Source organism: Stenotrophomonas sp. Iso1, from assembly GCF_027497995.1.
In the GTDB taxonomy this organism is placed as follows: Bacteria; Pseudomonadota; Gammaproteobacteria; order Xanthomonadales; family Xanthomonadaceae; genus Stenotrophomonas.
Map to the genome: position 1 here is coordinate 2,045,144 of NZ_JAODBT010000001.1, position 11,664 is coordinate 2,056,807.

8 protein-coding genes are annotated in these 11,664 nt (G+C 58.1%); 2 read left to right on the forward strand and 6 right to left on the reverse strand.

Annotated features, from left to right (window positions below):
- Positions 1-81 precede the first annotated feature (81 nt).
- Positions 82-618 (forward strand): DUF3304 domain-containing protein, encoded by a 537-nt coding sequence (locus tag PAN08_RS09015; RefSeq protein ID WP_269791099.1) that lies wholly within the window; start codon positions 82-84, stop codon positions 616-618.
- Positions 615-3,035, forward strand: coding sequence for a DUF2235 domain-containing protein (locus PAN08_RS09020; RefSeq protein ID WP_269791100.1), 2,421 nt, complete (start codon positions 615-617; stop codon positions 3,033-3,035). Before PAN08_RS09015 ends, PAN08_RS09020 begins: the two co-directional genes overlap by 4 nt.
- A gap of 326 nt (positions 3,036-3,361) precedes the next feature.
- Here PAN08_RS09020 and PAN08_RS09025 read toward each other — a convergent pair whose 3' ends face one another.
- The 6 genes from PAN08_RS09025 to tssJ form a co-directional block, all read right to left on the reverse strand.
- Positions 3,362-3,919, reverse strand: a complete 558-nt coding sequence (locus PAN08_RS09025) for a hypothetical protein (RefSeq protein WP_269791101.1) — start codon at positions 3,917-3,919, stop codon at positions 3,362-3,364.
- Positions 3,920-3,922: 3 nt separating this feature from the next.
- The gene (locus PAN08_RS09030) at positions 3,923-5,737 is read right to left on the reverse strand and encodes a peptidoglycan-binding protein (protein WP_269791102.1); all 1,815 of its coding nucleotides are present in this window, start codon (positions 5,735-5,737) and stop codon (positions 3,923-3,925) included.
- Between the two features lie 9 nt (positions 5,738-5,746).
- Complete coding sequence (gene tssI, locus PAN08_RS09035) at positions 5,747-8,662, reverse strand: type VI secretion system tip protein TssI/VgrG (protein WP_269791103.1); 2,916 nt, start codon at positions 8,660-8,662, stop codon at positions 5,747-5,749.
- Between the two features lie 10 nt (positions 8,663-8,672).
- Complete coding sequence (gene icmH / locus PAN08_RS09040) at positions 8,673-9,467, reverse strand: type IVB secretion system protein IcmH/DotU (RefSeq protein ID WP_332840093.1); 795 nt, start codon at positions 9,465-9,467, stop codon at positions 8,673-8,675.
- Positions 9,464-10,798 (reverse strand): type VI secretion system baseplate subunit TssK, encoded by a 1,335-nt coding sequence (gene tssK / locus PAN08_RS09045; RefSeq protein WP_269791105.1) that lies wholly within the window; start codon positions 10,796-10,798, stop codon positions 9,464-9,466. The genes icmH and tssK overlap by 4 nt, the downstream gene beginning before the upstream one ends.
- A gap of 233 nt (positions 10,799-11,031) precedes the next feature.
- Positions 11,032-11,643 carry a type VI secretion system lipoprotein TssJ gene (gene tssJ, locus PAN08_RS09050; RefSeq protein WP_269791106.1) on the reverse strand — a complete coding sequence of 204 codons (612 nt, stop codon included), beginning with the start codon at positions 11,641-11,643 and terminating at the stop codon, positions 11,032-11,034.
- Positions 11,644-11,664 lie beyond the last annotated feature (21 nt).

Below are 11,664 nucleotides of genomic sequence, written 5' to 3' on the forward strand. Positions count from 1 at the left end.
GGTAGAGACGTGGGCTGCGACTTCATCAACACGTGTGTCACCGGAGAAGGGACGCCTCGACGAAAGATCACGGCGCTCACCATGCGTGCAGCCGTACTTTCTCGCGCAGGGCTGCTGCTCTGTCTATTGCTCTTCGTTGCTGGGTGTAAAGCCGGATCTGATGACGAGACAACCTCAACGGCAAGCATCAATGGGTACAACTCTACGGACCAGGCGATCCGGCCATTCTATGTAGACGAGGCTGGCGGCACCCGCATCGGTGCTTATGCTGGAGGGGGCTCGGTCTGCTGCGTGCGGTATCCGAGAAAATGGTATCCGGGGCTGACCGCAAGAGTTAAATGGGCGACCAGTAGTGGAAAAAATGCCGGAGACCCAACCAAAACCTGGCACGAAGCAGAGGTTCCCATTGAGCGCTATGAGCAGCCGGGGTCGCTGAATATCCATTTCCTGCCGGAGGGTAAGGTGAGGATTCTGATCTGGAACGGTACTCCCAGGAGCGAGGGCTACCCCGGACCCAGCTATCCGGCCGCTCCCCCGGGGTGGTCGCCAAAGGGCGGTGATGATGAGCGGCCAGATCCGGCAATGGAATCTGCCGCCGTGCCTGGAGAAGTCCGATGAGCGAATTCCGGGTTGGTTGGTGGGCCGTAGCGCGCCGCGATGATGGATCGACCGAGGCTTGGTATTTCGCTGACCAAAAACACGTCACTGGAACCGCGTTGCTGCTGCCCAATGGTGATCAGCTGCTGTATTTCCGGCCGAGCGAAAAACAGCCTTTTCTACTGCGCGACTGGTTATCCAGTTATGAGCCCTTGGGTAGCGCGCCGGCAGGGGACAGTTGGGACAACGACAAGTATGGGGCGAAAGCCAATGCCAGCATGCAACTGCCTAAGGACTTCCCCCGTGCCACACGCAAGCCCAGTGCGCGGGAGCTTTCAGTACGCGCGGGCAAGGCAGATGCCTGTAAGGCAGAAGGCCTAAGCTGCGTCCGCGAGATCCATGTCGGCATTTTCTTCGATGGCACCAACAACAACAAGAATCGCGACCGTGACAGTGCCGGTCATTCCAACGTGGTCAGCTTGTTTGATGTGCACAAGCTGGACGAGATTGAGTACTTCAAGTACTACATTCCCGGCGTAGGGACACCATTCGAGGAGATCGGTGAAAAGGGCGAAGACAGCAAGGGCAAAAGCATGGCTCGAGGTGGAGAGGCGCGCATCCATTACGCGCTGATCCAGCTGTACAACGCAGTTTCGGTATCGGTGACTCAAACCAATCTAATCCTTGACGATGAAGCCGAGGATCTTGTTGACAGTATTTGGACCGGTCTGAGGACGTTTTACCGCGGGGGCAACCAGAAGATGGTGAGCATCTTCAAGGACATCGACCAGCGTTTAATGACCAAAGTGCAGGACAAACGCCCCAACATCATCCGCTTGCACCTGTCCGTATTTGGTTTTTCACGTGGTGCCGCCGAGGCACGGACCTTCGTCAATTGGGCCAAGTTGGCCACCGCTGGCAAGGTCGGGCCGGCAGAACTGAATATCCGTTTCGTTGGCTTGTATGACACCGTCGCATCTGTACTTCTGGCGGATTCCTCGCCCGTGGGCGGTGGGTTCCTTGATTGGGCCAGCGGGTCCATGGGAATTCCGGCGGGTGTTGAACAGACGGTGCACTACTGCGCGGGGCATGAGATTCGTCGCTCGTTCCCGCTGTCCACCCTGCGAATGGGCGGGAATTGGCCGGCGCAGGCCAAGGAGTTTGTCTACCCTGGGGTGCACTCGGATATCGGCGGCGGTTACGCGCCCGGCGATCAGGGTAAGGGGCGCGGGGGGCGGAGTGACATGTTGGCGCAGATCCCCTTGAACGATATGTATTTTGAGGGTGTCAACGGTGGGGTGAAACTTGATCCGCTGGACAGCGTCGAAAAGGACTTGGTCAACGACTACCGGATTGAACCTGCATTGCAGAGCGCTTTTTCTGCCTATCTACAATGGACTCCGACCAACGAGAAGGGGGAGAACGTCAGGGGAAGCAAGCGGGGGCACATGGAAGGGCGCATGCAGACCCAGATGCAGCATTACTGGCGTTGGCGTGGGAAGTACACCAGTGATGCAGCGCTCAAAACACTGAAGAGCTGGAGCAATGCCAGTGCACAGGACAGGGCGGACATGGAGGAGGGCAACAAGGATTGGCAGGTTGACCTCGAGCGCGCACGAGCGGCGCACACACCACAGACGGTGACTCTTCCGATTGGCTTGGCGTCCATGAAATTGAACGTGCCGGCATCGCCCTCACAGACACAGCAGGACGTGGTCAAAGCGGTGGACGACACCGGTGCGATTCCCGCAGATGTCGACCGGTTCTTCGACGACTACGTGCATGATTCACATGCCGGCTTCTGGATGCTTGGGCCGATCACCCGTATCGACAAAGCAATCTTCGTCAACGAGATACGCAAGCGCAATGCAATGCATGAGCGTCACCTTGCGCGGGCCAAGCAATACAGTGATCTGCGCCAGCACGATGCCGCGGCACGTGAGTACTTGACAGCCCAATCCTACGAGCTGAATCGCTTTGAACAACAGGTACTACAGGCGAACCCTAAAGATATCGACGTCAATAGCGATACCAGCCATGCCAATGTACCTCTCATGCACGATTCGGATGCCATTGATCTGCGCGACAACATGGGTTTTGAGGGCTGGATTGTGAAGAACGTTGTTGGCTCAGGCACACGCCGCGAGCCGAATGGCGTAGGGCAATACCGCCATGTGATGGATCGTGATCACGAACGGTTCCTGCAGCCCGGAAAGGAACTTGATTATCAGCTGGATCGAGCGACTGACGCGGTGAGTGAGAAAACGCAGGATGTTATTGATGGTGTTCGGCAAAAGGCTTCCGATATCAAGGAAGGTGCACAGCGTGCAGTTGGCGATGCCATCGATGGCGCGATGGATGCCGGTAAGGAAGCCGTCAAAGATGCGATCCGAGGCGGGATAGAGCGTGTGATCCCTTCCGGAGTACCGCGTTTTTGAGGCGAGTGGAGCTCATCGGCAAGTGTGTGCGCTGCCAAAGGATTTGGCGACTCGTTTGGCGGTGACGTTCGCACGGTAAATGCGTGCCGTCGCCGTCTTCCGAGACAACGAGCCAGCCGCATCCGCCCCGGAATCAGCTTGCGCAGCCATGCAGCAAACTTCTGCGACCGGAGCATGCGTGGCTTTGCCGATCATTCGCGGCGACCTTGCCGGGCCGGCTGCAATCGCAATGCAGGAGTGATCACAAGTAGGGCAGTGCTGCTTTTCCGAGCCGCGTCAATCCTCGCGGTGTGCCGGCATGGTCATCAGGAGTAGCGAGGGCTTCCTCAAACGTCGCTGCAAACCGATTGTGGATCCAGTTTCGGTGTCTCCAGGTAGCGGTACGTCGTCGGATCAAAGATGAGCTTGATCACCTGTGGCGAAGCATCTTCCTTGCCGAGAGCCGCACACAATCGCGTGGCGGTTAGATCAGGCCATGGCTGAGTGATGGTGCCCGGGACGGATATCTCCTTGAATTGCCCCTCCAGTACCTTGATGGCGGTGCCATCTCCACATTGCACGAAGCCGAGGTGATGGACTACGTCGACGTCACCGTAATTTGTGCCGAAGTGTTTGATCATTTGGTCGGGTAACCCATCGGCATTGAAGTCGGGCGTGCCGGCGCTGTAGGTCTTGCCGGCGGTCAAACTGTAGAGGCAGTCTTCTTCCGCATCCGGAGGACAGGCGCTGAGCCGCCCTTGCTCAAATATTTTGATCTCCACGCGTTCGTCGATTGGTGTAGCAGCGCAACGCTGTTGCAGCGTTTGACTGGGTGTTGTCGCCGAGCAACCCGCGGTGCCGAAAAACAGAAGGGAAAGCGCCAGGCGAGCTGTTGCACGTGTCATGGATCAGATTCCCGTGGTGTCAAGATGAAAACTATTACGGCTGTCGCGCAGTGCGCCAAGTTCGTTGTTGATTGTGTAGTTCCGGTTTGCGCGGCCAGGGTAGGTTGGCCACGCCACCAGATCGTTCTGTGTGCTGTTGATGGCGGCCGCGTCAGTCAGGAGTTGGGCAGTGATGGCGCGCTCGTGCGCGTCGTTCCATTGCGCGGGTGCACTTGGCCAGCTCAGTTGCGTGTTAGCGGCGATAGCGTTGCGGATTGAATTGGGTACGCTGCGGCCGGTGACGTGGCCCGGTCGGAAAATATGCCAACGCAGCAGGATGGCTATCGCTTTCTCGGACGTGCAGATTGCCCCCAACGTCGCAGTCACATGGGTCTGCCCGGAAGTGATGTCGACGTTGATGGCCCGGATATCACGCAGACGCAAACGCACCATGTCCCACATGGCTCGCTGCACGCTCGCCATGTTCCTACCTGCCATCGCAAAGCGATAGAACCAGTGCCAGGTCTTGAAGTAGTCCGCCTCCGCTACAGTTCGGTTGGCCATGGGCAACTGCTGGTCAGCGGTTGCAGCTTGGCCGAGTGCGGTGACGGCCTGGGCAGGCTGGGTCTGTTCGTTGTGCTGGCGGACCCAGCCTTCGTACTTCCGCGCGGTCCTGTTCCACAAGGTGCCTGCATTGGGCGCAGTCCACGGGCTTGAAGGGTACAGGCCGAAATTTCCGAAGGCGGACAAGTAGTCGGCTTGATTGTGGTGAAGCAGATACGCCAGAAACCCAGCTAGCTCGCCGTTGTTGTAGCCATTCGGCGGATTCAGGCCCATGGTCCAATGACAGGGACCCAGTGATATCAGCGCATCGTCATAACCATTGATGCCGTCAAACGTTCCCATGCATTCCTGCTCAGCAGTTGCCCTGACCACCCGATACGTAGATGTCGTGGCGCCGTTGAGGTTGGCAACGAGGGTTGCCAGTGTGGACGCAGGGCCGATGAGGCGCTCCGGTGTCATTTCCGCCTCGGCCCATGTATGGGTCGGCACTTGACTCTGTGCCCCACCGTAGCCGGTATACGTCGCGTAGCCGCCCAGTACTTGGTAGTGGTCCTGATTGCGGGTAGTTGGATAGGTGTAGTGCCGGGTGAAGTCGCGCGAAAACATCCGCACGTAAGCAGTGACTGCCCGGTTGGCGTTGCGGACAACACCCGTGGTGATTTCGTTGTAGTTCCAGATGTTGATGCCGTTGGCCGCCGGCGCGGTGCGTTGCCCATTGGCGCGCGCAACCTGCCATGCCTCGATGATGACCGGGCAGCGGTAGTTGTTGCGCAGCCAATGTTGGATCGCCGTACGGGTGGCAGCGTTGACCACGCCACTGACAGGCCCGGTGTAGCGCGAGCCATTGGCAAGGCGATCCAGTGAACCCACGTGATAGCTTTCTGGCGGATTGGAGTTGGGCCTTAGGCCCATGGCGGCGACCTCCGGCGCAGTCAATCCAGCCTGGGCCTGCCAGCCATGCAGGCGACCGATGTTGAGCTGCGCAACATTGGCCATGCCGGCATAGATCTGGAATTCGCGAACGGCCCATTCGGTGGTACGGCCAAAATCGCCATCGGCCGCTCGGATGAACAGGAAGCCGAGTGTCCTCAAGTCATTCTGTAGCTGGCGCACATGTTGGGGGATGGCGACAGTGGCTCCCCCTTGGTTGCGCGGTGTCTGTGCATTGGCGGGCGGCGGAGGCGGATTGTTTACACCGCCCCAACGCGGAGCGCGATTGGCCGCAGCGTTCCCGTCGTTGTCGTTTCTTCTCAGATCATGATTGCCGTAAAGCATGCATCCGTCCTAGATGTCGTGATCGTCGGCCAACGATGAGATCCCCGGAAGGCTAGGGGCATTCAGGCCAGCAATGTCACGAGCGCGATGGAAACGCTGAAGTGCCATCTGGCTGAGCGAGCCGAAGTCGCCGTCAATCGCACCGCTATAGAAACCAAGATTCTTGAGCCTGGATTGTAGGCCGGAGTGATCCGTGGTCGGTTTCTGGGCAGCCAGGTCCAAGGTCCATTCCCAGGGATGGTTGTCCGGACCAAACGGGAATACGGTGAGCTTGCCCTCGCGAGCCCCATCGGGGAGTTCGTGTTGAAGGATGCCATCTCCTGAAAGCACGCCATCGAAGACGTGCTCACCGACAGTCAATTTGTAGGGTTTCCCGGCCAAACCTTCCAGACCAAACTGCTGCGCGATACGTAGGCCGAACTGCTGCGGCAGAAGCGCGGTTCCCTTGGGCAGGTGGTCCGGGATTACAGGGTTGGTGTCAGCGCCCTTGAACGGGTGCTCGCTGGCTTTAACCTTGAACTCGCCTGGGCAGCTGAAAGTGATGTTGCCGCCTTCCAGTGTGATGGCGCTGTTACCCGCCTGCAGCACGACTTTGGTTTGGGCCAGCACATCAATGCGCGTATCTGTGGCCGTGAAGGTAAGCGCTTGTTCGGCCAAGATTTCCAATTCACCATCGTTGGCCTGAAGGCTCACTGGGCCATTGGCGGCAATCAAGCGGACCGGGCCGCCCTGCGCGAAAAGCGAAACATTGCTACCGGACACTGTGGCAATGGTTTCACCCGCGCTGACATGCAGATCCTGTTGCACTGTCAGCTCAAGATTCTGGCCTGCATAGGCAACCGCACTTGCTGGAGTGGTCCAAGCGATATGACCGGGACCTTCGGCGAGCAACAACGGCTTTGCGAATCGTTCGACTGGCTCCTCACCGGGAGTGCGGCCGTCGGTAGGCTTGAAGGCCGCCTGGCCACCTACTTCGCCCTGGTACCGGCCTTGCGTCTGCGGGTCAATCAGTTCGCGCAGCTTGCCGGTCTGCTGCCAAGCGCTGAGTCCAGGAACTTGCTGCTGTTGAAGCGTCTGTTGCATGGCGTCCAAGCTGCGCTCGGCACCTTTGAGCTGGGCGACAACACTGGCGTTATCCATCACCGTGGTTGCTGCGTTCTCATCCACACTGGCCGATAGGAGCAAGCCTTCGGCTGCATGAACATTGCTCCAGCCGCGTGTGGCTAACTCAAAACCTTCACCGCGCAGCACACCGCGTGACGTGTTCTGGTGGTCGATGAGGTAGCCCAGTTCCAAGCGGCTGTCGGCCAATGAGCTGTGCAATCGGGTGCGGAGTTGCCCGGGCGTATCGTCAATGACCCATTGCTGTGTCCCGCTGCCATCATGGGCCGCCGTGTGCAGCCCACTGAGCACTCCGGGATGGTGCGCAGCCTCATCGATGCCACCTCCGAAGGGCGGCGAGACGCTACCGTTGTAAAGCTGTCCGGTGATGCGTGGCTGATCGATGTCGCCATGCAGAAATTCGACCAGTACTTCACTGCCAATGCGCGGCAAGAAGGCCGTGCCCCAGTTGGGGCCTGCGACCCATTCGGCGACAGCGACCCAGCTTCCGCTGGTATGGTCACCAGGAGCATGTCCATGTTGCTTGCTGCCGGTATCAGTCAGTCCCCCGGTGTTGGGCGTGGGGCCGCGTTGCCAACCGAATTGGATGCGAACCTGATGCTCCCTATTGGGGCTGAGGGTTGCGTCGGCGACGCCCACAACACGTGCGGACTGAGGGCCGTGTAGTGTCGGCCGGTCTTGGAGAAGTGCACGAATGGCGACCTCTGCACCGGCGGCGAGAAACCTGTTGCGGTAACTGCCACGTTCGAGTTCGATGCTTCCAAGCAGGTCTGCGATGCCGTGATCAAGGTTGTTGACTGCGACATGCTGGATAGCCAGCAGTTGATACGCATGCCCTTCGTATTGAGGGTGCTGGATCAGGGTAAATTCCGCGCCCGCCGTCAAGCTGCGTTCGCTGCCGCTGCCGGTGAACAACAGTTGCGGAACACGCAGGGCGTCCAATCGCGCCTGCGCATCGTCCTGCGCCCATCGGGCTTCAGCAAAGCGCCCCGCACGAGGCTGTACGTAGATTTCCAATGGTGGCAACTGGCCGGCATCTGACTCGCGCTGCGCTGCGACCGCGTTTAACTTGTCGCTATGCCAGCTGGCAACGGTGCTGATGTTGGGTACAAGTTGCTGGTGCTCGGAAAAGTGGGTTATGCCGTCGTTGCTTTCCGTTGCATGGGCCCGATGGAAGCGGAGGGGGCCAAGCTCCGGTCGTTCACTGGCTGGTTCGAAGATGACCAGGCAATGTGATCCATCACCGTCCTGTGTTTGCTCGATCCGCCAGGCAAGGCCGGTTTCGGCAAGCAGACGACTGACGAATGACCAATCGGTTTCGCGGTACTGAGTCGTAATTTCGCGGACAGGAAGCGTTGCCTTTACATCGAAGCGATAGTTGGCCTGCGGGTAGTCGGCGAAGATGGCGTCGCAGATCCCGCGGGTATCCATGCCCGGGAAGATGACCGCATTGCGTCGCAGCTGGAGGAGGGCAGTCCATGGCTCGATGACCAGGTGGTAACGCGCCAATCCGCCGTCACTCCCCTGCAAGGATGCAGCGGTACACAGCCCATGCCATTGCCGCATCGAACCGTCTGCGAGACAGATCTGCAGGGTGAACGGCTGCTCCAGCCATGGATCGGTATCCAGAAAGGCGTCAGTGGACAGGCAATCAATCTGGAAGCAGGTGCGACCACAAACACTCTCTTCACCTTCAAACCGTTCCACCACGAGCCCATCCTGTGGACTCTGCAGGCGAATCAGCCGGTCATGGTGCGAGAGTTCTGCAAGGGACGAGAGCAATGCGGAGCTTGAGATGTCCATATCGGCAGGCTCATGGAAGAGTGATCGTTACGTGCGCGGTGCGTTCTGGCAGTTGCACCACATCGTTGAATGCAGCCATTTGTGACTGGGTTTCATGGCCCATGTACATGCGCAACCCAAAGAAAGCCAGTACGCCGAAGCAGCCCACCAGTGCAGCTGGCAACCACATTGGAATGACGCGACGCAGTTGATGACGGAAGCTATCCGGCGGAAGTGCGTGCGGTGCAAACCCGTGGCGCTTGCCTTTGAGGTAGACGATTTCGTCACCAAGGCGCGCCGTGAGGTATCCCAGCTTTTCCGTGCCTTCCAGTCGATACTTACCTTCGAACCCCATCAGGAGGCAGTAGTGATAGACCTCAAGCGAAGGCAGGCGCGCTGCGCCTTGGCGGCGCAGCTCTTCAAGCCGGTCGAAGAAGTGCTCGCCGGCAAGGTGTTCGCCGAACAAGCGCAACTGCAGCGGATTGCACTCCCATACTTCGTGCAAAGACGAGTGTTGCGACAGAATTGCCTCATCGATGGCGGCGCAGAACGCATATTTCCCTGCGTACACATCTTCTGATGAGATTCCCAAGCGCATGCTTTGACGCTCTACTCCATCCAGGAACTTCTGCACGGTTTGTACAAATGCTTCCGCATCTGTTGGCAGTTGTCCGCGCTTCATCAATAACAACAGGTAGAAGCCATCGGACATGAGGTCGAGCAGGCTTTGCGGGTTGCCGGCTCTCACCGCATCCGCAGCAGTTGCTGTATGCGAGGTCAGCGAAGGCATCGGGCCTGGCGTCGGGGGAAGAGGCGAGTTCATCATGAGGTCACCGCGACGAGTTCCATCTTTAGGTCAGTAATACCTGCGGGCACGTAGATCATCAGTGATTGCGATTTGAGCATGCGTTCATACAGTGCGCCGCGTGCGTCCAGCTCGAAATAATGGCTGCCTGGACGTACCGGAATGGCGGCAGGAACCTGCGCTGCGTGTGTCAGCTTCACACCAGGCAATGCGGAGAGTACGCATTTCTCGACATCGTCTGGCGCTCCCACCTTGAAGCGCACCGGTACGCTCTGGATGAGTTCCTGCGCGGGGACTGCGGCCGACACCGAGAGATAGAAGGATGCATTGCCATCGATACGCTGTGAGTCCAGTCGACCCAGGTGGTGGGAAGGCTTCACTTCGCTCAGGGATATCTTGAAGTAGCGTGTGGAAATGACCGTGTCCAGCAGTGCGCGGACAATGTCAAACAGCTTTCGGAACGAGGCCTCGGGCTGATCGTGTTGATAGACAGGCAAGTCATTGAGTTGGTAGGCGTTGGAGAAGGTCAACAACGCGCCTGCCATGCGTAGCAGTTCCTGGTGCAGTCGCTCCGGATGCAGCTGCGGATGATGTAGCAGATGAGCGAGTGCACTGAACGATGTATTGATGGTGTGCAGCAGCCAAAACGATGCGATATCGCCTGAGCGAAACTCGATGATGTTCTGTGACGTCTGGCGATGCAGGCCATAGAGCGCATCCACCTTGGCCTGCAGCGCATCCAGGATGGAGCGTAATTCGCGGTGCAGAAAAGGCGAGGCCTGCACTTGGGCGCATGGCGGTACGAATTCGTCATCCAGTTCGAATCCACCACTGGAGGTACGCCGTACTCGTGTGACGGGTACAGTGACATAGGCGTCCCTGGGCTGATCCTCTGTAAGCAGCTTCACTGCTTTGCCCAGATAGGCCAGCTCGGCTTCCGCAGCATCGGTGAACAAGTCGCCGGTGATCTGGTTTGCCTGTCGATAGCGGGTGAGATGGGATGTTTCGGCTTCGCCACAATTGTTGCCATCGTCCCGAAGCATTGGCAGTGCGAGGTAAACGACAGTGGACTGCACGCCCGCAGGCAATTCATGCAGCGAGACGGCATCGGGCAGAGCATCGTGTGTCGGGGCGTCGTAGCTTTCGCCGTCAGGGAAAACTGCAGAGATCTCAAGTGGGCGCAAAGCGCCACCAGCAAGTGCATGGGGGTCAAAACGTATGCGTCGAGCCCCCCACCCATAGGGATGCAATGTTTGGGAAAGATCCTGAAGCCGTGCCTCGTGATAGGCATCCTGACGCTGGAAATGTTGGGGGCGCAGAAATAGACCTTCGCCCCAAAGAACCTTCGACATCCTGCTTACGTAAGCCACATTTCAATCCTTGGAAATTCCGTTGAGTCGACGCGCGGAAGCTGTCGAACGCTGTCTGCCAATCCTTGTGCTGCTCTACATGTCAGCGCGATTGTCTTTGTAACCGATACAGTTGGGCCACTATCGCACGGCATGTTTGTGTTTTTGTTGCGTGCTTTATGAATTCGGCTCGCGAGTGAAATGGTGTACAGATTATCCGTGAGGTCTATCGCAAATCAGCGTGATGAAACGCAGCGTACTGACGCTAGGCTGTTGGGGTCCCCAGAGACACGCGTCAGCAATGCACTACTATCACTGGTAAGCGCGCATGCATGCACGCCGATGGTTATGCCAGCCTGTTGAAGCTCTTTCGCGTTCGCATCGAAAGCTAAACGCCAGCGATTTTCTGCAGGTGCACGAAAGAGTGACACGATGCCCAATACAGAAGTGCCATCGCTGAGTTTTTCAGACAATTCTTGACGAACACCCGGTGTCAGAACAATTTCGTTGACCGACAATAGATCGGCTCCCAGTGCTGCTTGTTCGCCTGCCTGGTCCAGAAATGCATTGAAAGGGGCTTGTTCGAAACGCTGGGCACTGCGCAGGTGATAGACCTTTACGACGGCAGCCGTGGCGCGTTTGTCATTGGCTGAGTTGAGGTTGCTGCCTGCATACAGCCGTATGGGAACAACAGGCGGTGCAACGGTTTTTGCTTCCCTTAGGCCAACCGCCTGCAGTGTGCTGTCTACCGCTTTACCAAGCTTGCTGCTGCTGGCACATCCTGCTGTGGTCAACAAAAGCATCATCGAAAATGCTGCAACGGGAACCGCATGCGAGAATCGGCTCATTGGCGTATTCATCAATGTGAT

Excerpts from the sequence above, each read along its gene's own strand:
- PAN08_RS09030 (WP_269791102.1), bottom strand. The coding sequence starts at position 5,737 with ATGCTTTACGGCAATCATGATCTGAGAAGAAACGACAACGACGGGAAC.
- tssJ (WP_269791106.1), bottom strand. The coding sequence starts at position 11,643 with ATGAGCCGATTCTCGCATGCGGTTCCCGTTGCAGCATTTTCGATGATG.
- PAN08_RS09025 (WP_269791101.1), bottom strand. The coding sequence starts at position 3,919 with ATGACACGTGCAACAGCTCGCCTGGCGCTTTCCCTTCTGTTTTTCGGC.
- PAN08_RS09015 (WP_269791099.1), top strand. The coding sequence starts at position 82 with ATGCGTGCAGCCGTACTTTCTCGCGCAGGGCTGCTGCTCTGTCTATTG.
- tssI (WP_269791103.1), bottom strand. The coding sequence starts at position 8,662 with ATGGACATCTCAAGCTCCGCATTGCTCTCGTCCCTTGCAGAACTCTCG.
- icmH (WP_332840093.1), bottom strand. The coding sequence starts at position 9,467 with ATGATGAACTCGCCTCTTCCCCCGACGCCAGGCCCGATGCCTTCGCTG.
- PAN08_RS09020 (WP_269791100.1), top strand. The coding sequence starts at position 615 with ATGAGCGAATTCCGGGTTGGTTGGTGGGCCGTAGCGCGCCGCGATGAT.
- tssK (WP_269791105.1), bottom strand. The coding sequence starts at position 10,798 with ATGTCGAAGGTTCTTTGGGGCGAAGGTCTATTTCTGCGCCCCCAACAT.